The organism is Paenibacillus radicis (ex Xue et al. 2023) (genome assembly GCF_024722015.1).
GTDB lineage: Bacteria > Bacillota > Bacilli > Paenibacillales > NBRC-103111 > Paenibacillus_S.
The window spans coordinates 100,597-121,709 of record NZ_JANQBD010000006.1 but is presented as its reverse complement, the minus strand read 5'-3'; the positions used below and the strand labels follow the sequence as shown (position 1 = coordinate 121,709).

Annotated in this window: 18 protein-coding genes; 14 read left to right on the top strand and 4 right to left on the bottom strand. The window is 46.1% G+C overall.

All coding sequences use genetic code 11. From position 1 onward, the window contains the following. Positions 1-87 precede the first annotated feature (87 nt). A complete protein-coding gene (locus NV381_RS09860) occupies positions 88-894 on the bottom strand; it encodes an IclR family transcriptional regulator (RefSeq protein ID WP_258213110.1) in 807 nt (268 codons plus the stop codon). A gap of 209 nt (positions 895-1,103) precedes the next feature. On the opposite strand from NV381_RS09860, the gene NV381_RS09855 reads away from it, so the two are divergent. From NV381_RS09855 to NV381_RS09810, 10 genes are all read left to right on the top strand, one after another. Next, complete coding sequence (locus NV381_RS09855; protein WP_258213109.1) at positions 1,104-2,252, top strand: mandelate racemase/muconate lactonizing enzyme family protein; 1,149 nt, start codon at positions 1,104-1,106, stop codon at positions 2,250-2,252. Between the two features lie 33 nt (positions 2,253-2,285). Then, entirely contained in the window at positions 2,286-3,287 is a 1,002-nt protein-coding gene (locus NV381_RS09850; protein WP_258213108.1) for a zinc-dependent alcohol dehydrogenase, read from the top strand. 85 nt (positions 3,288-3,372) lie between these two features. Then, positions 3,373-4,170: an SDR family NAD(P)-dependent oxidoreductase gene (locus NV381_RS09845; RefSeq protein WP_258213107.1), complete on the top strand. Its 798-nt coding sequence runs from the start codon at positions 3,373-3,375 to the stop codon at positions 4,168-4,170. A gap of 168 nt (positions 4,171-4,338) precedes the next feature. Further along, a complete protein-coding gene (locus NV381_RS09840) occupies positions 4,339-5,685 on the top strand; it encodes an ABC transporter substrate-binding protein (protein WP_258213106.1) in 1,347 nt (448 codons plus the stop codon). Between the two features lie 48 nt (positions 5,686-5,733). Further along, a complete protein-coding gene (locus tag NV381_RS09835; protein WP_258213105.1) occupies positions 5,734-6,612 on the top strand; it encodes a carbohydrate ABC transporter permease in 879 nt (292 codons plus the stop codon). Between the two features lie 6 nt (positions 6,613-6,618). After that, positions 6,619-7,473, top strand: a complete 855-nt coding sequence (locus NV381_RS09830) for a carbohydrate ABC transporter permease (protein ID WP_258213104.1) — start codon at positions 6,619-6,621, stop codon at positions 7,471-7,473. A gap of 66 nt (positions 7,474-7,539) precedes the next feature. Next, complete coding sequence (locus NV381_RS09825) at positions 7,540-8,307, top strand: SDR family NAD(P)-dependent oxidoreductase (protein ID WP_258213103.1); 768 nt, start codon at positions 7,540-7,542, stop codon at positions 8,305-8,307. 34 nt (positions 8,308-8,341) lie between these two features. Continuing rightward, the gene (locus NV381_RS09820) at positions 8,342-9,337 is read left to right on the top strand and encodes a sugar phosphate isomerase/epimerase family protein (RefSeq protein ID WP_258213102.1); all 996 of its coding nucleotides are present in this window, start codon (positions 8,342-8,344) and stop codon (positions 9,335-9,337) included. A 9-nt stretch (positions 9,338-9,346) separates the two neighbouring features. Beyond that, positions 9,347-10,129 (top strand): SDR family NAD(P)-dependent oxidoreductase, encoded by a 783-nt coding sequence (locus NV381_RS09815; RefSeq protein WP_258213101.1) that lies wholly within the window; start codon positions 9,347-9,349, stop codon positions 10,127-10,129. A gap of 130 nt (positions 10,130-10,259) precedes the next feature. Beyond that, positions 10,260-11,021, top strand: a complete 762-nt coding sequence (locus tag NV381_RS09810; RefSeq protein ID WP_258213100.1) for an SDR family NAD(P)-dependent oxidoreductase — start codon at positions 10,260-10,262, stop codon at positions 11,019-11,021. A gap of 59 nt (positions 11,022-11,080) precedes the next feature. Here the strand turns inward: NV381_RS09810 and NV381_RS09805 are convergent, their stop codons facing one another. Beyond that, positions 11,081-12,136: a tartrate dehydrogenase gene (locus NV381_RS09805; protein ID WP_258213099.1), complete on the bottom strand. Its 1,056-nt coding sequence runs from the start codon at positions 12,134-12,136 to the stop codon at positions 11,081-11,083. A 264-nt stretch (positions 12,137-12,400) separates the two neighbouring features. Here NV381_RS09805 and NV381_RS09800 point away from each other — a divergent pair, with 264 nt between their 5' ends. After that, positions 12,401-13,165 carry a sugar phosphate isomerase/epimerase family protein gene (locus NV381_RS09800; protein WP_258213098.1) on the top strand — a complete coding sequence of 255 codons (765 nt, stop codon included), beginning with the start codon at positions 12,401-12,403 and terminating at the stop codon, positions 13,163-13,165. Between the two features lie 107 nt (positions 13,166-13,272). Here NV381_RS09800 and NV381_RS09795 read toward each other — a convergent pair whose 3' ends face one another. Beyond that, a complete protein-coding gene (locus NV381_RS09795) occupies positions 13,273-13,938 on the bottom strand; it encodes a GGDEF domain-containing protein (protein WP_258213097.1) in 666 nt (221 codons plus the stop codon). A gap of 6 nt (positions 13,939-13,944) precedes the next feature. Beyond that, positions 13,945-14,583 carry a GGDEF domain-containing protein gene (locus NV381_RS09790; RefSeq protein ID WP_258213096.1) on the bottom strand — a complete coding sequence of 213 codons (639 nt, stop codon included), beginning with the start codon at positions 14,581-14,583 and terminating at the stop codon, positions 13,945-13,947. Positions 14,584-14,770: 187 nt separating this feature from the next. On the opposite strand from NV381_RS09790, the gene NV381_RS09785 reads away from it, so the two are divergent. The 3 genes from NV381_RS09785 (at position 14,771) to NV381_RS09775 (ending at position 21,101) form a co-directional block, all read left to right on the top strand. Beyond that, positions 14,771-15,274, top strand: a complete 504-nt coding sequence (locus tag NV381_RS09785; protein WP_258213095.1) for a L,D-transpeptidase — start codon at positions 14,771-14,773, stop codon at positions 15,272-15,274. A 536-nt stretch (positions 15,275-15,810) separates the two neighbouring features. After that, the gene (locus NV381_RS09780; RefSeq protein WP_258213094.1) at positions 15,811-17,970 is read left to right on the top strand and encodes an efflux RND transporter periplasmic adaptor subunit; all 2,160 of its coding nucleotides are present in this window, start codon (positions 15,811-15,813) and stop codon (positions 17,968-17,970) included. After that, on the top strand, positions 17,967-21,101 hold the full coding sequence (locus NV381_RS09775) for an efflux RND transporter permease subunit (RefSeq protein WP_258213093.1): 3,135 nt from the start codon (positions 17,967-17,969) through the stop codon (positions 21,099-21,101). Before NV381_RS09780 ends, NV381_RS09775 begins: the two co-directional genes overlap by 4 nt. Positions 21,102-21,113: the final 12 nt, after the last annotated feature.

The following is a 21,113-nucleotide window of genomic DNA, read 5'->3' as shown; positions in this document are numbered from 1 at the left end:
AAAAAGCATTCCGCACAAATTGCCGTAAACAGGCAGCTTGAACGGAATGCTTTTTAATTAGATTCGATAAATAGCGACAAGCCAGCTCTACCGGATATAACCAAGCCTGTTTGAAATGTCCAGAGCCGTATCCCGTATCCATACCCCTGAAGTTTCGATCCGTTCTTCCGACATGCGCCATTTGGGTGCAGATATGCTGATAGAGGCAACAGGCTCTTTCAGATGATTAAATATGGGAGCTGCAACACAACGAACCTCCGGTTCATGCTCGCAATTGTCGATAGAAAAGCCGCGGGCTTTAATTAGCTCCAGATCGGCCACCAGCGTTCCTTGAGTAGCAAGGGTGTAAGGAGTAAATGGAATTAAGCCCTCCGCTATGACTGCGTCTGTTAGTGAGGAGGGAGAAAAGGCCAATATTGCTTTTCCAACCCCTGTGCAGTACATAGGGTTGCGCAGCCCGATTTGGGAATGCATGCGGATGGTTTTGGATGATTCCACCTTGTCGATATACACGACGCGCAAGCCGTCACGGACGACCAAGTGCACGGTTTCACCGGCAAGATCCGCCAATTTCCGCAAGTACGGGGAGGCAATTTCCCTAATATTCATCGTTTTTAGCGCCAGTGAAGCAAGGCGAAGCGAGTAGAGGCCAATACGGTACCGCTCGGAATGCTCATCCTGTTCTACAAGACCGCTTTGCTGAAAGGCTGCAAGATGTTTGCAGACGCTGCTCGGACTTTCGCCGGAAAGCTTGGCTATCTCGCTGACGGAAGCGCCTTGCGGACTTGTATCGCATAAGGCAGCCAGCTGCTCCAAAACATGCAGTGCCTTCACGACCGTCGATGAGGCCACCTTCTGATTCGTATCTTTCGTATTTGGATTTCTTCGGCCCATAGCATCAGTACTCCTTTTGGAAATTGAGACATATATTTTAGAAATTGAATTTATAATTTTAACAGGGGATTGATTGGTTTTAATGTTATTTTATAAAAAATTCCAAGTCAAGTCATATTTATATTGACGAATTAGAATGTGTTATTTATAGTAAAAATTGTAAATAGAAATTTAATTTCTATATTAGAAATAAGGAGGACTGCTGCCTGATGAAGATCACCGATGTGGAAACGTATATCGTCGGTAATCCATGGAAAAATTGGCTGTTTGTCAAGCTTCATACGGAAGAAGGCATTTATGGCATCGGAGAAGGCACATTGAATGGGTTTGCCAAAACAGTGGAAGCCTGCATACACGAGCTTAAGCATTTATACATAGGGATGAGCGCATTTGATGTAGAGGCGTTAACTTTAAAAATGATCCGTGACGTCTATTCAGACGGCGGACAAATTCAAGGCTCAGCATTGGCTGCAATTGAAACCGCTTGCTGGGATATTATCGGCAAAGCAACGAATCAGCCGTTATACAAGCTGCTTGGCGGCCGCTGCCATGAGAAGCTTCGCTGCTATGCTAACGGTTGGTACCGTGGACCCCGAACTCCTGAAAACTTTTATGAGAAAGCTAAAACAGTTGTGGAAAAAGGTTATACCGCTCTGAAATTCGATCCGTTCGGCTCGGCTTGGCGCACCGTGGAACGCAAAGATTTCGAGCTTGCTCTCAACATTATCGCAGCAGTGCGGGATTCTGTTGGTCCGGATGTAGATATTTTGATAGAAGGCCATAACCGCTTTAGCGTTCATACAGCCTTGCAATTTGCAGAAGCGATGCTGCCTTATAATCCCGCCTGGTTCGAAGCACCTGTTCCGCCGCAGCACATATCCTCTATGGTTGAGGTTGCTAAGCGCAGTCCCGTTCCTATAGCTTGCGGCGAGGATTATTATTGCAGAGAACAATTTGCAGAGCTGCTGAAGCATGATGCCGTGCATATTATCCAATTGGAGCCTCAATTTCTTGGTATTAGTGCATCGAAGCAAATATGCGGTATGGTTCATGCCCATAATGGCGTCATTGCTCCGCACAGCGCTCAAGGTCCCATATGCTCAGTGGTCTGCTCTCATCTCAATATGGCAACTCCTAATTTCTATATGCATGAAATATTTGACGAGTTTAATGAGCCATGGGAGGAAGAAGTATTGACACCGCTTTTTAAAATAGAGCAAGGATATCTTCAACCACCGGATCGACCCGGATTAGGCGTGGATTTGAATCTTGAGCTCATTGCGCAGCACCCGTATCACACCGGTAACTGGATCCCTCTATTCAAGCAGGGCTGGGAGAAGAGGGAAGGGAATGGCTGATGGTACAATGAGCAGCGACCGGAGGAGATAAAGATGAAAGCATTAGTATACGAGGGGCCGAAGGTATTAACCATTCGCAATCAGCCTACGCCCATACCCGAAGCGGGTGAGGTGTTAATCCGTGTGGAGCGGGTCGGCATATGCGGTTCAGAACTCAGCGGCTATTTGGGGCATAACTCTCTTCGCAAGCCTCCCTTGATTATGGGACATGAATTTGCCGGGACTATTACACAAACGGGTGCAGAAGCAAGCAGATTTAACGTGGGTGACCGAGTTACCGTGAACCCGCTTGTAACTTGTGGAGTGTGCCGCGATTGCATCTCCGGTTCCTCACAAATATGTCTGCATCGTAAACTGCTGGGCGCGCATTTTCCTGGAGCATTCGCGGAGTATGTGACCGTTGTGGAGAAAAATGTATATTTGCTAAAGGATACGGTTAGCTTCGATGATGGAGCACTAACAGAGCCTTTTGCCTGCGCCGTCCATGTTTGCCGACTTTTGCAGCTTACGCCTAGGGATAGCTTGTTAATCGTTGGTGCGGGGCCTATCGGACTTTTTACTATGCTGGCAGCGCAAGTTTACGGACTTAGGAACATCACAGTCATCGACATTAATGAGCAGCGTCTGGAAATTGCTTCACAATTGGGAGCAGTGACCGCTGTGAGGCTTGATACGCTCCGCCGGGACCAAGGAATGGATGCCTTCGATGCAGCTGTAGATGCGGTTGGTTTGGAGGTCACTCGCACGCAATGCACCGACAATGTTAAACCGGGCGGTCGTGTTATTTTTACAGGGCTGCACGAGGATGCCAGTCAGTTTCAAGTTAATTCCTTGATACGTAATGAAATAAGTATGAAGGGAGCTTTTGCATATAATGCCGTTGATTTTGAAACGGCGCAGCAATGGATAGAGGAAGGAAGGGTTAACCTTCGACCCTGGCTCGCGCATGCTCCATTGGAAGATGGACAGCAATGCTTTGAGAAGCTGATCACCAATCCGGGAAATGTGGCCAAATTTTTATTGACTTTCAGTTGACTGTCAAACGTTTGTGGAATACAAAATGTAAGTGCTTACAATAAAGCGAATGCAGTTCTATTCAACTAAATGGAGGGGGATACCATTGCTCATTGATCTGCGTGGGAAAGTTGCTCTTGTGACAGGAGCGGGCAGGGGAATCGGCCGGGAGATTGCTCTTACATTAGCTGGTGAAGGAGTTAGAACGATTGCGATCGATGTAAACGAGGAGCATCTGGCAGACCTGAATCAAGTGTTTGCTGAAAATGGCTTTGAAGGATTCCAGCAGGTATGCGATATCCGTGATTTCTCCGCGATCGAGAAGGTGGTTCAGGAGGCTGAATACAAGTACGGACGTATCGACATTCTGGTTAACAACGCTGGAGTGGCCAGTGGAGGGCTTGTTGAGACGATGTCCGAGGAAATCTGGGATCTCAATCTCGATATTAATCTAAAAGGCACATTCCTGATGTGCAAGGCCGTGCTCCCGATTATGAAGCGGCAGAAATATGGCCGTATCATCAATGCAGCCTCCTTTGCGGCCATTATTCCAAGCTTAGGAGGCTCGGCATATGCCACATCCAAGGCAGGGGTCGTGCATTTTACCCGAGTGCTTGCCGGAGAGCTCGGTCCATGGAACATCACGGTTAACTGCTATGCTCCGGGGGTCATCCCTACCGATATGAATCGATTTGCCGACCGTTCTCCTCAAGAGCAGAAGGAGCTGTTGGACAATCTTTCCTTGCGGCGTTGGGGCAATAAACAAGAAATCGCCCATTTGATCTGTTTTCTGGCTTCTGATTTTGCCGTCTATATTACCGGTACGATGATCGACATCAGTGGAGGCAAGCTTGCTACACAGGTGCCTCGTTTGGCTTACGAATGGGCAGCCGAAGAGGAATGAACGGATTTAGATCAGCTGTTTTTCTGGCAAACACTTAGTAAATGCTCACGAATGCTTCACTTAGGCTTAACTCTAAGCCTGATGCTTACGAAGCAAGTTTTCTTACAACAACTCAGTTTATGCTTACGACGCAAGTTTTGCTAAAGCAAAACTTTAAGGAGGATAACTATGTTAAAGAAAGCATTGTCTGTGACGCTTATGATGGGGTTAATTTTTACAACTGCATGCAGCTCGGGGGGAGCCAACACACCGGCTTCAACCAGCAAGGACAGCGGGAATGCGAAGCCGGCACAACCTGCTGAAGCCAAGCCCGAAGCTAAACCGGAGCCCAAGAAGGGTAAATTCATTTTTTGGGATAAATCGGAATATGTGAAGGATTACAATGACTTTCAAAAAGAGAGAGTAGCCCAATTTTCCAAGGAATTTAATGTTGATGTGGAGTATGTGGCAATTCCGCCTGCTGATGTAAAAACAAAGCTATTGGCAGCGGTAGAAGCAGGTAATCCTCCTGATTTACTGTTAGCTGACGACTTTGTCGCCAAACAATTCGTAGGCAACAATCAGCTGATGGATGTTTCGGATATATTGAAGCAATTTGATTTCAGGGAAGATTCCAAGAAGTACGCTTTTGCGATAGAAGGATTGTTCGAGGTTCCGGTTTATCATAGTCCTAATGTTATGTACGTCCGAAAGGATAAGCTGGAGGAAAAGAAGTTGGCGCCTCCCAAAACGTGGGAAGATGTTAAAAACGTAGCAAAAGCTATCAATGATCCCAAAAACAATTTCTACGGTTTGGGCTTTCAGCTTGGCGGGGGCGGAGATTCCGATGGCCGGATCAACAATCTGATCAGAAGCTTCGGCACCGATATCGTCAATAAAGAGGGAAAGGTCACCATCAATACACCGGAAGCCGTGGAAGCGATTAAATTTGACGCCAGCTTTTTTGCAGAAAACTTGTCCCCTCAAGGCGGCATTACCGGTGATGATGCTTTCAACAACAATCTGTGGCTGGCCGGACAGGCGGGAATCGTATTAAACTCCAGCAGCATTTACGCAGCAATGAAAAAAGATAAGCCGGAGCTGCTTGAGAAAACCTTAATTATGCCATGGCCTGCTGGTCCGAAAAGACAGTTTGGTTCAGGTGGAGGAACGGTTTTCATCATGTTCAATAAAGCCAAAAATACCGAAGCCGCCAAGCAGTACATCAAATACTTTTTCGATAAAGCTTATTATGGAAAATTGTTAGAGAAGCTCAACGGACTGGCGGGACCCGTATTGAATGGCCTTGAAAATACAGAGTTTTGGCAAAGACCGGAAAATAAGAGCTGGTTCGACGCAACGAGAAACATAGTGCCATTGGGTGATCCCGGTCCTCCGGATGCACGTGCATCCCAGGCAGTCAGCGAAAATATTCTTTCAAAAGGCGTGCAAAAAATTGTCGTCAACAAGATAGATCCGCAAAAAGCTCTCGATGAAATGGAAAAAGAATTCAAGAAAATTTATGAGAAAAAATAACACACTGTAAACTTACACCGACGTACTCTTCCAAGGGCAGGTGAAAGCATGCTTCAATCGAATCGAAAGAGTGAATTGGCTTTGGGGTATACGTCCGTTATGCCGATCGTCATCATCATCTTTGTGGTGATCGGCATTCCTTTTGTCAATGCGTTATACCTGAGCCTGACTGATAAAACGGTTGGCGCGGACGCCCATTTTATCGGTTTTGATAACTATCGCGAAATTTTCTCTGACCCCATCTATTGGAAAGTATTAAAAAATACGTTTGTTTATTTTGTTACTGATGTCTTTTTCAAACTGATAATTGGGATGGTATTCGCTTTGACCGTTAACCAGCAATTTTTCGGAAGGTCGGTTGTCCGCGTGCTGTTCCTGGTCCCTTGGGCAATCTCCGGAATGGTAGCTGCTCTCACATGGAAATGGATGTATAACGACACTTTCGGAATTATAAATAAAGTGCTGCTGGACATCGGGCTGATTGATGTGCCGGTAGCATGGTTGAGCGGGGCGAATATTGCTTTGGTCTCGGTTATTATCGTAAATATTTGGCGAGGCATCCCGTTCTTTCTATTCAGTATTCTTGGAGGCTTGCAAACGATTGACAGACAGCTGTATGAAGCGGCAAAGATTGATGGAGCAGGGACCATCCGCCAGTTTTTTTCCATCACGATACCTTCTATCAGCTCTGTAATTATCATCACTACGATGCTGTCTTCGATATGGACGTTCAATGACTTTGAAAACATATTTTTGATCACAGGCGGCGGTCCCTTGTATAACTCTGCAGTAATTTCTGTTTACACCTATGAAGTGGCATTCCTCCAAAATAATATGGGTAAATCACTCAGTGTGGCGGGATCGATTATTCCCATTTTACTAGTCTTGATGTTCCTTATGACCCGAAAGCTCAATAAGGAGGATTGAGGGAAGGTGGCAACGGTTATGAGAGCGTCCCAAGTACGTGCGGTTCGAAAGCTGGTTCTGATTTATTTTATCGTAGTTGTCGGTTTGATATGGACGCTGTTTCCCGTGTACTGGATGGTTAAGACCTCGTTTACGCCTAATGATCAGATGTACGATGCCAAACCAAGGTTAATTCCAACGGAAATCACGACCAAGCATTATTCGGATTTGTTCAAAGAAACGGAATTCATGGGCAATATGAAAAATAGCTTGTATGTATCCAGTCTGGCTACTTTGGTATCCTTGGTAATTAGTATTTTTGGCTCCTACAGCTTAACCCGGCTGAAGTTTCGCGGGAGAAATTTTTTGACGAAGAGCATCATTATCTGCTATCTCATGCCGGCTGCGGTGCTGTTCATTCCAATGTACGTTCTTGTGAGCAAGCTCGGCTTTGCTGACAACAAGTTCGGCTTGCTCATAATTTATCCGACATTTATCGTCCCTTATTGCTGCTATATGCTGCTCAGCTACTTCAAGGCGATTCCCAAATCGTTGGAGGAAGCGGCACTGATCGATGGCTGTAACCGGCTGCAAACGCTGTGGAAGATCATTCTTCCTATTGCTGCGCCTGGAATTGCGGTTGTCGCAACCTTTGCTTTTACAATGTCTTGGAACGAATTTTTGTATGCGCTGGTCGTTACGACGAGTCCGAGTCAGCAAACCGCTACGATTGGAATTGCCAGCTTTAAGTTTTCGGACACGTTTATTTGGGGGCTCCTCATGAGCTCATCGGTTATTGCTACCATTCCTGCTGCGGTTTTATACCTCGGAGCGCAGTCATTTGTAATCGGCGGTCTTGCGGATGGTGGAGCAAAATATTAATTTGTTGAACACAAAACCGCTTATGATGCAAGTTACACTAAAGTTGAAAATCTAAGGAGGAAGAACATGAGCTTGGATAAGTTCAAATTGGATGGCAGGGTTGCACTGATTACTGGCGGATGCCAAGGATTGGGGCTTGTATTTGCAAAGGCACTTGCCGAGGCTGGGGCTACAGTTGCGGTTACCAGCAGGGATGAAGCAAAAGCAGCGGAAGGAGCAAGGCAGATTCGTGAGGCAACCGGCGGCCAAGCCATTGGAGTAGCGGTTGATGTCACGAACGGCGATCAGGTTAGCCGAATGGCGAAGGAAACAACCCAAGCTTTGGGGCGCATTGATATACTGATCAACAATGCGGGCATTAACGTCCGTAAACCGATCCTTGATTATGACGAAGACAGCTGGGACCTTGTGCAAAGCACTAATCTGAAAGCCCCTTTCCTGTGCGCGAAGGCTGTAGTCCCTTATATGATCAAGCAGCAGTATGGAAGGATTATTAATTTGTCTTCCATGCTGGGGACTGTTGCGCTTCCGGAGCGCTCAGCCTATTGCTCGAGCAAGGGCGGATTGATTCAACTCACTAAGGTTATGGCGTTGGAATGGGCCGAACATAACATTACAGCCAACGCCGTTTGTCCTGGGCCGTTTGCTACCGATCTGAACAAGGTAGTCATAAATAATCCGGAAGCCAACCAGTTTTTCCTCGATCACCTTGCTATCAAACGTTGGGGAAACCCGGATGAGCTTACGGGACTAATCATTTATTTGGCTTCAGAAGCTTCGAGCTTTATGACCGGCTCTTCCATTGTTATCGATGGAGGCTGGACAGCACAATAACAAAGGAAACTTTAATAAGAAAGGGCTGAGGCAAATGAAATACGGACTTACGGTTTATGGGACTACCTATGATATGGGTATCCACCCGCAATCAGGCAAAAAACCGATAACACCCAAACAATTAATTGATGTTACGGAAAGCCATGGTCTGGAAGGCATTGAAATCCCTTTTCATCTATTAAAAGAACATAATCCCGATGAAGTGGCTGATTATGCCCGCTCCAAAGGCATGTTTATAAATATCGCCGCAGGCGGCTTTGATCCTCTTCCTTTATGCGAGGCGCTGCTGTATGCCAAACGTGTAGGAGCAATAACGGTACGGACGGTTGTTGGAGGAGCCAAATTCGGAGGTGACCGCAGGCATATGGCCGGTACCTGGAAGCCTTTTTTGGAGCAGATTCTCATGTCCTTCCAGGAAGCTGTTGAAACAGCAGAGCAAACGGGAGTCAATCTGGCTGTAGAAAATCATCAGGATCTTGCCTCCGAGGAATTGCTTTGGCTATGCGAAACGATTGGGTCGCAGCGATTCGGTATTAATCTCGATACGGGGAATCCTCTGGCAACTGCTGAAGAACCGAATGACTTTTTTCGCCGGGTAGCTCCTTATGTGAAAAATGTCCATTTAAAGGACTATATGATTTATTGGTACGAGGAGGGCTACAGACTGGTCAGATGTCCCCTTGGTCAAGGATCGATTGATTTCCCTGAGCTATTGAGTATCTTCTCGGAAGTTGCTCCGGAAATGACATTGTCCGTAGAACACGGTGCATTGGAGGCGCGGAATGTCAGGGTGCTTGAAGAGGATTTCTGGACGGAATATCCTGCGCGTTCCGCAAGCCAGCTAACTCGTTTGCTGCGTTATGTACATGACCACGCAAGAGGAAGCGGCGACTGGAGAACTCCGTTCGAGAGAGGGGAGTCCCCCGCTTCGATAGCCGCATACGAGCAATCGCAAATGGCAACGGCCCTTGCCTATTTGAAGTCATTGATTGTACAGTTCCGCGATAATGAAAATCTCGTGAAAAGTTGAGGGAGCAACATGAATGACCTTGATTTAAAAGGTAAAAATGCGCTTGTCACCGGCTCTAGCAGGGGTCTCGGCAGGCAATATGCCATGGACTTGGCCCGTGCGGGAGCTAATGTCATTATTCACGATGAGACGGCAATGAAGTCCGCGGAATTTAACGAAGCGGCCAGCGGGTTTCAAGTAGCCGAGGAAGCAGCCGCATTAGGTGTGAAGTCTATGTTTATAGCCGCCGATTTGGCAGATCCAGAGCAGGTTGAGCAATTAATTAAGCAGTCCATTGAAAGGCTAGGCTCCATTGATATATTAATCAATAATGCGGGTGGCGACATAGGCTCCAAGACACCTCGGCCTGAACCTAACGATTCACTGGATATTAGTGTGGAGGATATTCGGTCGGTAGTCGAGCGCAATATGTTATCTACTATGTACACTTGCAAATTTGTTGGTCAGCATATGCGTGAGCGGCGCTTCGGCAAGATTGTTAATGTGGGCTCGATCGCAGGCCATATTCCAGTTACGTCAGGCGTGATATACGCTGCTGCCAAGCTGGGTATTTCCCATTACACAAGAAGCTTGGCCCAGCAGATGCGGCCGTATGATGTGAATGTAAATTGTATTTCACCGGCCCCCACCTATACAGCCCGCTTCTCGGCGACTCGTACCGTTAATAATGAAGAAGGCCTCTCCAGGCTTCAGCGAATTGCTCATCCAGAAGACATGTCCAAAATTGTGATGTTTCTCTGCGGCCCACAAGCCGATTATTTGACTGGGGAAACGATTGTTTGCTGGAAATAAGAAAAGCCTCTGTTCGAACTCTATTCGACGAAGATACATTCGCATATTTAGATGCAGCTTTTTTTTGCAATCTTAGACTCGTTCAGCTTCGCCTCTAAAACATAATAAAAAACGCGAAGGAGCCATACAATTGAACTTTGATGGGAAAATTGCCTTAATAACAGGTGGAGCCAAAGGAATTGGCGCCTCCATCGTCAAGCAGTTTCTGGAAAATGGAGCAAAGGCTGTTATTGCGGACGCTTCTCTGGATGGGGAACAAGCGGCGGAGCAATGGCGGAGTCAAGGGAAGGAGGTCGTATACGTACAATGTGATGTCTCCCAATCAGATCAAGTTAATAATGCGGTTAGTGTTGCTGAGCAGAAGTTTGGAAGGCTGGATTTTGTAGTCAATAATGCTGGAATATTTCCGAGAGCTGATTTGCTTCAAACAGATGAGGTTTTCTGGGACCGGGTCATGGATATTAACTTAAAAGGTGTTTACCTGATGTGTAAAGCCGCGGTTCCTGTCATGATCAAGCAAGGCGGGGGATGCATTGTAAATATTGGCTCACTCCATGCGAGTGTTGGCGGAGAGGAGTTGTTCGCCTACGCTATTTCCAAAGGAGGAGTTGTTACGCTGACCCGGAATTTAGCCCGTTCATTAGCGAAGCACAATATCCGGGTAAACGGTGTACATCCAGGCTGGGTAGCTTCCCATGGGGAAAGGGCTCTCATGCGGGCAAAAGGGGAGGACGAGGACTGGCCGGAGCAGCGTTCCTCTGCCATGCCGTTTGGCAGATTGCAAACGGAGGATGACATTGCGAATTCCGTAGTGTTCCTATGCTCCGCCAATGCAGGTCAAATTACGGGTCAAATGTTGTCCGTAGACGGTGGGCTTGGCTTCAAGTTTTAACGGATATAATAAACAGAGGTTAATCCGCAGTATATGGATTAACCTCTGTTTATTATCAACTATTTCTTTAATCTGCGGCAGATGTCCTCAGTCATTTCTTTTGTTGAGGCGTTCCCACCAATATCAGGTGTTTTTATTCCATTCGATATGGTCTCCTCCATTGCTGTCAGTACCTTTTGTCCAAGCTCTTGCTGACCGAGATGGTCCAGCATCATCTTGGCCGTCCAGATTTGTCCGACTGGATTGGCGATGCCTTTGCCACAGATATCTGGAGCTGAGCCATGAACGGGTTCGAACATAGAAGGGTACTTCCCGTTCAAATTAATGTTGGCTGCCGGGGCGATGCCGATGCTGCCCATAATGGCTGCTCCGATATCAGTCAGGATGTCGCCGAATAAGTTGCTGGCAACAATAACATCAAAGATATGAGGTTTGGTGACGAAAAAGGCTGCTAATGCATCGATATGATAGGAAGCTGTTCTGGCTTCCGGATAGTCGAGGCTAACCTCTTTGAAAACTTCATCCCAGAATGGCATGGAATGGAAGATACCATTCGATTTCGTTGCACTTGTCACATGTCCTTTGCGTTTGGCCGCCAATTCAAATGCGTAGCGGATGGCTCGCTCTGTTCCTTTATGGGTAAAGATAGCGTTCTGAATAGCGATTTGATCCTCGCCTTTATGTATTCTTCCTCCGACTTCGCTATATTCACCCTCACTGTTTTCACGTACAACGATAAGATCGAAATCATTGGGATTAGTCAGTGGGGATACAATGCCATTTATAAATTTAGCTGGCCGGATGTTAATCACTTGCTCGAACTCACGACGAATTTTGATGAGCAGGCCCCATAAAGAAATATGATCAGCAACCTTGGCAGGATCTCCTACGGCTCCTAAGAAGATAGCTTCGAATGATTGTAAAGTATTCAAGCCGTCCTCTGGCATCATGATGCCATGCTTTAAATAATAATCGCAATTCCAAGGGAAATTCGTGAACTCGAATGAGATACCACCATGAACTTCGGCCACTGTATTCAATACATCAAGAGCTGCAGGAACGACCTCGTTGCCGATGCCATCACCAGGAATTACCGCAATTTCATGCTTGGACATTTCTTGTATCCTCCTAATATTATGTAGTAGTAATTTGTGCTAACGCTTTCATTGTAAAGAAGGCTTTTATGAGAGGATTATATCTATGGAGTATGCGGATGTCAACAAGATTAACGTTAATAATAAGCAGCGGTTATTACAGCTTTTTTTGTAACAAAAGTACAGTGTAATGGCTTGGCAAGTGTGGTAAAGTTTAGTTGAATGCCTGTGTAAGTGTTTCCAAAATCAGTTTTAACAAGTAAACACCTAAAAGGAGCGAGTGAAATGAAAATTGCAGCACAGCTTTACACGGTTAGAGAGTTTTTGAAAACTCCTGAGAGCATCGCTGATTCTTTGAAGAAAGTAAAGCAGATTGGATATAACGCCGTTCAAGTTTCCGGAGTAGGCCCGATTGGAAATCAAGAACTGAAAGATCTCGCAGATGGTGAACAATTGACTATTTGCGCTACTCATATTCCATACCAGGACCTGACGGAGAGATTGGATGAGGTCATTCAAAAGCACCAGTTATGGGGCTGCAAATATGTAGGACTCGGTGGAATGCCTAATGAATACCGCAGCAGCAAGGAAGGGTACATAAGCTTTGCTAAAGAAGCATCCGAAATTGGAAGAAAACTGGACGCAGCAGGACTGAAATTTATTTATCATAACCATAACTTTGAATTTGCTAAATTCGATGGAAAAACCGGTATGGAGATATTATTGGAAGAATCCGATCCGAGCGCTTTCGATTTTGAACTCGATGTTTATTGGGTACAAGCAGGCGGAGGCGACGCTGTTGAATGGGTTCGGAAGTTTGATGGCCGTATGAAGGTGGTACATTTGAAGGATATGGCGGTAACGGCTGAACGGGAGCAGTTATTTGCTGAGGTTGGTGAAGGGAACATGAATTTCCCTGCCATTTTAAACGCATGCCGTGAAATTGGTGTTGAATGGGCTGCCGTAGAGCAGGATCAAAGCTATGGACGTGACCCTTTCCAATGTCTGGAAACGAGCTTTAATAACTTGAAAAAATTAGGCGCAGTATAAATGAATGGATGGAGTTAAATGGAACAAGCTCTCTGGATTGCTACCCGGGGAGCTTGTTTTACGTTGGTATGGCAGCCGGATTGGCTTTGGACAAGGGGAGGGCGAAGCTATCCGGAGGCGAGAAGAACGGCATTCTTAAGCTGTTTTGCGTTATACATGGCTTGATCGGCTTCATGAACAAGCTCCTTGGAATGAGTAAATTGACCATGGTATACGGCCGCTCCTATGCTGACGGTAACTTGCATATCATGATGTTGTCCGAAATATAATTCCATTCCTTGAACCCGTTCACGTATGCGTTCGGCTATTGCAAGGGCCTCAGCCCCATTCGCACCTGGAAGAATAACAGCGAACTCCTCTCCACCCCATCGTCCCACCGTATCATACCTGCGTATACTGCTTCTCAAAGCCTCTGCGACAGATCTTAATACATAATCCCCGGCCAAATGACCAAATCTTGTGTTGAACCCCCGAAAATCATCAATATCAATTACCAGCATGGAAACCAGCTTTTCTGCGCTATGCTTGCCTTTGAATTCATATGAAAGTCTTTGAAATAAATATCGTCGGTTATAGAGTCCGGTTCCCTCGTCATTTATGCTTAGCTCGTAGATTCGGAATATTTGTAAAGCGAGCCATCCCCCTCCTAAAACAGCGATTAATAAGCCTAGGATCAGTCCCCAAGTACCCAAATGCTGTAAGGCAATAGAGCCAAGCATGAGCCCTGCTCCTGACGCTGCACCATAACAAGCCCATTTTCCTTTGAGGTGCATGTTAGCTCACTCCTCGATACGATCGTATTTCCGCAGTAAATCGGTTAAAGCTTCACGAAATAAAAAGGATTCTTTCTTTTTTGACTTTTCTGCCAAAGTTTTGAGACGACGCACGAGAGTGGCGGGATAATAGCAGGTCTTCATAATCATATCTTCATTGGGAGGCAGTGAAACCTGATTTCTTCCGGCTTCTTTTGCGGCCATCAAAGCGGCATTGGCGGCACGCATTAATGAATTCTCGTCTTTGCAATCCCTCGGATATTGCGCTACACCGATAGTTACACTTATGAACGGAGGGTTGTCCAACCGGATTTGAAACCGGTCTTGGGCCGCACAGATCCCAGCCCGCACATTTTCCATTTTCAAAAATGCCTGCTCAAGACTTTCACCCACCAACATAATTGCAAATTCATCCCCTGATACACGAAAAGCATATTCTCCTGCGGCTTCCTTCAACAGATTGGCTATCGTTTGCAGTACGTGATCACCGGTATCATGTCCAAATTCGTTATTGATTTCCATAAAATGATCGACATCGATCAAAGCCAGAGCAACATTTTCGTCTGATTTAATCGTTTGCTTAAGCTGAAGCTCCAAGGCTTCACGATTCATAAGTTCGGTTAATGCATCTTGTCTTGTTTTCATTACTCAATCATCTCCATAATATAAAATATTATATATATAAACATATATATGTTTATATACAACATAATCGTTAAGTTCTAATTTGTCAATAATTGGTTTATAAGCGTGCGTATTCAAATCAGCTGCACATAATTATTTTGACTTAGCTAACAATAAGATTGCATTAAAGGTAAAGGATGAGAGCGGATTGAAAATATCAAAAGCTGTAATTGTCTTTATAATGTGTATACTCCTATGTTTACCGGCTCAAAAGGCGGTATTTGCTTCCCATGCTCCTATCCCTTTGGAGGCTCTTCAAGAAGAAGGAGTATATATCGAAATTAATAAGAAAAGAAACTGGCTCACCGTATATGTTAATGGCCGCGCCATGTATGGATTCCCGGTTGCAACGGGCCGCAGAAAGGAACTTACTCCTGTCGGCGAGTTTCATATTGTGACCAAAATAGTTAAGCCCTGGTATGTAAGAAAACAAATTCCTGGCGGACATCCTCAAAACCCTTTAGGATCAAGGTGGCTGGGCATCAGTGTTAGAGGGACTGGCGGGTATACGTATGGAATCCATGGGACCAATCGCCCTTATTCCATAGGAAGCCATGCCTCATCGGGCTGCGTCCGTATGCACAACAGGGATATAGAATGGCTGTACCGTCATATTCCATTGGGCACAAAGGTCATTATTAAAGAAAAGTAAATGTACGGTGTATGAAATGAAAATCGGCGGACATACTATTATCAGCGGTGAAAAGAGAGGTGTGGTTCCGTTGAACGATTCAACGAAACATTCCAGTAATATGGTATTAGACTCCAGATAGAAGCGGAGGGATGTGCCAAAGACACGTTAGGGTAGTACCTGTACTGCAATAAAGTGAACAAGGTTTCTGACCTGGCTTTTGGAAGGTGCTCGAGGCTTTAATACAAAATCAATTCACCGCAAAAGAACCCCGAAAGGGGTTCTTTTTTTGTCGTGGACCCACAAAAAATGAGAAGTTAAGTCGAAGGAATTCAAAAGTGGGTCATAAGAACTAGTTTAATAACTTTTTTTCACACTTTTTTTACATTTATATCATAGTTTCATCATGAATGTACGCTAAGTTGATGTTATGCTGGAGCATCAGCAATCGAGCATCCGGATCCGTTATTTATAATATGTAATGATAGTAAATACTCCTTTATTGGAGCGTTTTCATCATGACAGATGGACGGACAAGAATACATGGAGGTATGGAAATGATCAGGTGGATCCAGAATGTATCCAAAAAATGGGTGGTTGCCGCCATTGCTATCATTGCAGTTGTAGCAGTTGTCGGTGCAACTCTTATTAATTGGGGAGGCGCGGGAAAGTCGGCGCAACCAGGAGCAGGCGCAGCTGCAGGTCAACGGCCGGGAGCTGGCGCAGCCAGACAATTTCCTGTAGAAACGCAGATGGTTAAGCTTGCGGATGTGGGCGGGGGGCAAGTATTTACGGGTGCTATCACACCTATTTATACAACGAACATTTCTTCTCGAGTAACCGGCAGAGTAACAGAAATCATGGTTAAACCCGGCGACAGAGTCAAGATCGGGCAGCCACTGGCCAAAATTGATACCAGCACCTTACAGCAGCAAATTGCCCAATCTGAGAGTGCTCTAACGGTAAGTGCGGCTCAATTGCAGCGCACTGCCAATGATCAAGCCAACAGTGCGGCTACGGCCGAAAAGCAGCTTGCTGTTCAACGGGCCAATCTGGATAAGGCCATTTCGGATCAGCAAAATGCAGTTGCCGCGGCGAAACAACAGGTCGCATTATCGCAGGCTAACTATAATAAAGCTCTTAATGACCAACAGAATGCGATTGCAACCGCCAAACAGCAGGTAACGATTTCCCAGCAAAATTTTAACAATGCACTTACTACATATAGTATCAATTTGGCTAATGCTCAAAATACATTGAATTCTCAGCAGGACACTATTCAAAATTCTCAGGTCAATTCGCATAACTCTTTGGACACTTTGCAATTACAGCTCGAACAGGCTCTCATAAACTTAGCCAACGTAAAAGCTTCTCAAGGCTCCAATACAACTGCGATGGACACGGCTATGCAAAAAGTGCAGTCAGCCCAGCTTGCTCTTGACCAAGCTCAGCAAACAACGCCAAGTGCACTTACTTCAGCTACTGCTGCATTATTGAAAGCACAAGGGGATTTGACGGCGGCGCAAAACTCTCAAACCGTACAGATTTCACAGGAACAGCTTAACCGTGACTCCATCTCGCTAGCCAATGCTCAAAATACGCTATCGGTAATTATGGATACGAATCAGCAGACATTGCAGAAGGACCAGCTTTCCTATGCCAATACACAGGCTACCCAAGAGCTGAGCTTGAATGTATCAAAAGCCCAGTTGGAGCAATCCGAGCAAGCGTTGGCTACAGCCAAGTCGACGGATGCGATTGCAGTGAGCAACGCTCAATACCAACAAGCAGAAACCAATCTGAGAGTGCTCAATGAGCAGCTGATAGATGGGGTGCTGCTCTCTCCTGTTGATGGAGTAGTGAGCGTGATTAATACACCAGTAGGACAAAACGCTACCAATGCCTCCAATATCGTTTCCGTTGCGGCATTAGACCCTACTCAAGCTACGGTTAATATCTCAGAGGCTAACATCGGTAAAATCAAAGTAGGCATGGAAATGAAAGTGAACGTGCCGACATTAAACAAATCGTTTGACGGAGTCGTATTAGCCATTCGTCCGACAATGGACGCTGTGACCAAAGCTTACGGCGTTGATATAAGAGTGAATGATCCCAAACAAGAGCTGCTGCCTGGTATGTTCGCGACCTCCAGTTTGAAAAGCGAAGGGCGTAAAGCAATCATGGTTCCAGCTGATGCCATCCTTAGCCAACCGAGCGGAAATGCGGCATTTGTTGTGAAGGACGGCCGAGTGAAGAAAGTGTCGGTAAAAGTAGGAACCTTAACAAGCGCACTCTTCGAAATAACAGATGGGCTTGCAGAAGGGGATGAGCTGGTAGTTAAAGGACAAGAGCTATTGTCCGATAAAGCGGCGGTTCAAGTGGTTAAACCGGGTCAAGAGGCTCAGAAGCCTCAGGGTCAACAAGGCCAAGGACAAGGACAACAAGGTCAAGGTCAGCAAGGTCAAGGTCAAGGACAACAAGGCGGACAAAGACAGCAGGGCGGTCAAGGTGGTCAGCAGCAAGGGGCTGCTGGCGGTCAGAGCGGTCAAGCGCCGCAAGGTCAGGGGCAAACGGGTGGTCAAGGACAACAAGGCGGTCAGAGGCAGCAAGGGCAACAAACCCCCTCGGCTGGTACTCCAGGCCAGCAAGGCAGTCAACCAACTAATGCAAACGGCGGAGCCTCCGGTCAAACGGGGAGAGCAGGTGGCGGTCAGTGAATTTAGCTAATTTCTCGGTCAACCGCCCTGTAACTATTTTCATGCTGATGATTGCGCTAGTTATACTGGGCTCGATCGCAGCGCCGCTTCTACCGGTTGACTTGTATCCGAATATGGAGATTCCGACAGCTAACGTTAGTGTTAACTGGCCCGGAGCTTCACCAGGTCAAGTGGAAAGTCAGGTGACTAAGCGGATTGAGGCCTCGATGGCAACGATAGCGAATGTCCAGTCTGTCTCGTCGACCTCGCGAACGGGGTCAAGTAATGTCACGGTGCAGTTTAATTTCGGCACAGATATCAGTGAAGCGACATTAACTATGCGAGACCGGCTGGACAGGGTCAAACGGCAGCTTCCTACTGATGCTGACGCTCCAGTCGTTTCCAGAGCAGACCCTAATAGCCAGCCTATTCTTAACTTGGCGTTGTACAGTAACAGTGTGGATCTGATTACACTGCGTGATTTGGCGGATAATGTTGTCAGCCCGGCAGTTCAACGCGCCAATGGAGTTGCGTCGGTGGGTGTAACAGGGGGGCGGGTTCGCCAAATTCAGCTGCTTGTAGATCAAAACAAGCTGACTCAATATGGACTGACTTTTAACCAAGTTACCTCGGCTTTAAGCAATGATAACCAATCGACAGATGCAGGTCTCGTTTATAAAGGTGAGCAACTGGTCCCTTTAACAATTAAAGGTGAATTTAAATCAACATCCGAGATTGAAAAGGTCAGAGTTTCCCTATCTCGCGGGCAGTCAATTCCTCTTGGCGAGCTGGGGAAAATAATCGATACTTATCAAGAAATTACATTCGAGTCACGCCGTAACGGAGAAAGAAGCGTCGGCATTTCGATCCTTAAGCAGTCGGATGGAAATACCGTTTCCGTTGCCGACAACATCCGTAAAGCTATGGTTGATATCGAAAAAAACCTTCCCGAAGGTGTTAAGCTGGGAGTTTTGAATGACTCCTCCAAATTTATTAAAAGCTCGATTAATACGGTTATTGAGCACACATTGCTAGGCGGCGTATTCTCGGTTATTATTTTGCTGCTGTTCTTGAACAGCATTCGTGCCACATTGATCATCGGTGTAGTTATCCCGATTTCCGTTATAAGCGCGTTCAGCATGATGTTTTTTTCCGGGCAGACGATCAATACCATCACGCTTGGCGGTTTGGCGTTAGGTTTAGGCTCGCTTGTCGACTTTGCCGTCGTCGTACTGGAAAGTATATTCCGTAAAAGGGAAGAAGGCCTATCTCCAGTTGAAGCAGCCAAGCAGGGTACTGCTGAAGTGGGAACGGCTGTTTTGGCTTCGGCAATGGCTCAAATCGCCGTATTTGCACCTACGCTATTTATTAACGGCTTAGTTAAAAACTTCTTTGTGCCTATGGCCTTGACAGTCAGCTTTTCACATATTGCTGCGTTGTTTGCTGCGATAACCTTAGTGCCGATGCTCGCTGCCAAGCTTCTGAAGAAGCATACGCATGATGAGCATCTTCCTGAAGGCAGATCCTATAACCCTGCCGTTTGGTTCGGACGCGGAATGAATCGTTTGACCAATCTATACGGAGGAGTACTGAAATGGTCCTTGGGACACCGCTGGGTTATCGTTGTTATTACTATCGGAATGCTAGGCGGAAGTGTGTATTTGGCTAAATTTGTCGGTTCGGAAATAACGCCAAAAACCGATGAAGGGCAACTGAATATTAATATGAGCTTAGCGCAAGGCACCAAATTCGAAATCACCAATGAACTGGCAACGAAAGTGGAAGGCTTAATTCAGAATATACCCGACATAGAGTCGATATTTACTACCGTCGGTGGTGGAGGCGGGGGAGCTTTTCAAAGTGCGTCAACTAACTCTGCCAATATTCAAGTAACCCTTAAGCCGCTTAATGAGCGCAAGCAGAAGACCGAACAGATTGTAGAGCAAATCCGTAATTTAACCAATGGGAATCCGGGAGCACAAATATCGGTAAATGCCCGATCCTCAATAAGACTGCCTGGTCTTGGCGGCGGTGGCGGTGCTGATATTCAAGTTAACCTGAATGGACCGGATATGACGGTATTAAGTAAACTGGGAGATATGGTCGCAGAAGAGCTGCGTGCTATTCCAACGCTTCGTAACGTACAAAATACGTTGGATCGCAACATTCCCGAGTTTGACATGACCATTGACCGTGAAGCGGCAAGCTATTATGGCATCTCCGTGCGCGAGGTTATGACTTCAATCCGTACGGCGTATCAGGGCTCGGTGGCTACTAACTTCAAAACGGGAGACACGCAAGTATCCGTTCTGGTGAAATATCCGTCGGAGTTTACGAATAACCTGGAAAACTTGAATCAAGTTGTAATTACAACGGCTTCAGGGGCGCAAATTCCGTTGAATGCTATTGCAAAAGTGGAACCAGGCTCAGGTCCTGCTCAAATCAGACATATTAACCAACAAAGGTTGGCAACGATCCAGGGCTCTGTATTCAATGCTCCCATTGGAGACGTTTCTAAGGAAGTGCAAGCAAGGCTTGACACGATTCAACCTCCAGACGGCTATACGATTACACTCGGGTCTGCGGCCGATTCGAACAGCACTTTCTCAAGCTTGTATATGATGCTTCTACTTTCTATAGTGCTGGTATATATGGTTATGGCGAGTCAATTTGAGTCATTGTATGGACCGTTTATCATCATGTTCTCATTGCCTCCGACATTTATTGGAGCCATTCTCGGTCTGTATCTAACCAACCGTACGATCAATATGAACTCTGTTATGGGGATGATCATGCTCGTCGGTATAGTAGTTAACAATGCTATAGTTTTGGTCGACTATACGAACCAGCTTCGTAAAAGAGGTTATACCTTGTATGATGCATTAATTGAGGCAGGGAAGGTGCGCTTGCGACCGATTCTCATGACTACGGCAACTACCGTATTGGCTATGCTGCCACTTGTTATAGGTTTCGGGGAAGGGGCTGAAGCTCAAGCCTCAATGGCAACAGTTGTTTCGTTCGGATTAACGCTGTCCACGATGATTACATTGCTGCTTGTTCCTGTAGTTTACACCTTGATGGATGGCCTAATGGATAAATTAAAAAGCAAATGGAAGCGGCAATCTCCTCCGGCCCTGCCAACGGACCACTAATAGAAATTGTTT

Coding starts and splice junctions, on each gene's coding strand:
- NV381_RS09805 (WP_258213099.1), bottom strand. CDS start 12,136: ATGTCCAAGCATGAAATTGCGGTAATTCCTGGTGATGGCATCGGCAAC.
- NV381_RS09790 (WP_258213096.1), bottom strand. CDS start 14,583: ATGAAAACAAGACAAGATGCATTAACCGAACTTATGAATCGTGAAGCC.
- NV381_RS09855 (WP_258213109.1), top strand. CDS start 1,104: ATGAAGATCACCGATGTGGAAACGTATATCGTCGGTAATCCATGGAAA.
- NV381_RS09780 (WP_258213094.1), top strand. CDS start 15,811: ATGATCAGGTGGATCCAGAATGTATCCAAAAAATGGGTGGTTGCCGCC.
- NV381_RS09820 (WP_258213102.1), top strand. CDS start 8,342: ATGAAATACGGACTTACGGTTTATGGGACTACCTATGATATGGGTATC.
- NV381_RS09825 (WP_258213103.1), top strand. CDS start 7,540: ATGAGCTTGGATAAGTTCAAATTGGATGGCAGGGTTGCACTGATTACT.
- NV381_RS09815 (WP_258213101.1), top strand. CDS start 9,347: ATGAATGACCTTGATTTAAAAGGTAAAAATGCGCTTGTCACCGGCTCT.
- NV381_RS09850 (WP_258213108.1), top strand. CDS start 2,286: ATGAAAGCATTAGTATACGAGGGGCCGAAGGTATTAACCATTCGCAAT.
- NV381_RS09800 (WP_258213098.1), top strand. CDS start 12,401: ATGAAAATTGCAGCACAGCTTTACACGGTTAGAGAGTTTTTGAAAACT.
- NV381_RS09835 (WP_258213105.1), top strand. CDS start 5,734: ATGCTTCAATCGAATCGAAAGAGTGAATTGGCTTTGGGGTATACGTCC.
- NV381_RS09840 (WP_258213106.1), top strand. CDS start 4,339: ATGTTAAAGAAAGCATTGTCTGTGACGCTTATGATGGGGTTAATTTTT.
- NV381_RS09860 (WP_258213110.1), bottom strand. CDS start 894: ATGGGCCGAAGAAATCCAAATACGAAAGATACGAATCAGAAGGTGGCC.
- NV381_RS09795 (WP_258213097.1), bottom strand. CDS start 13,938: ATGCACCTCAAAGGAAAATGGGCTTGTTATGGTGCAGCGTCAGGAGCA.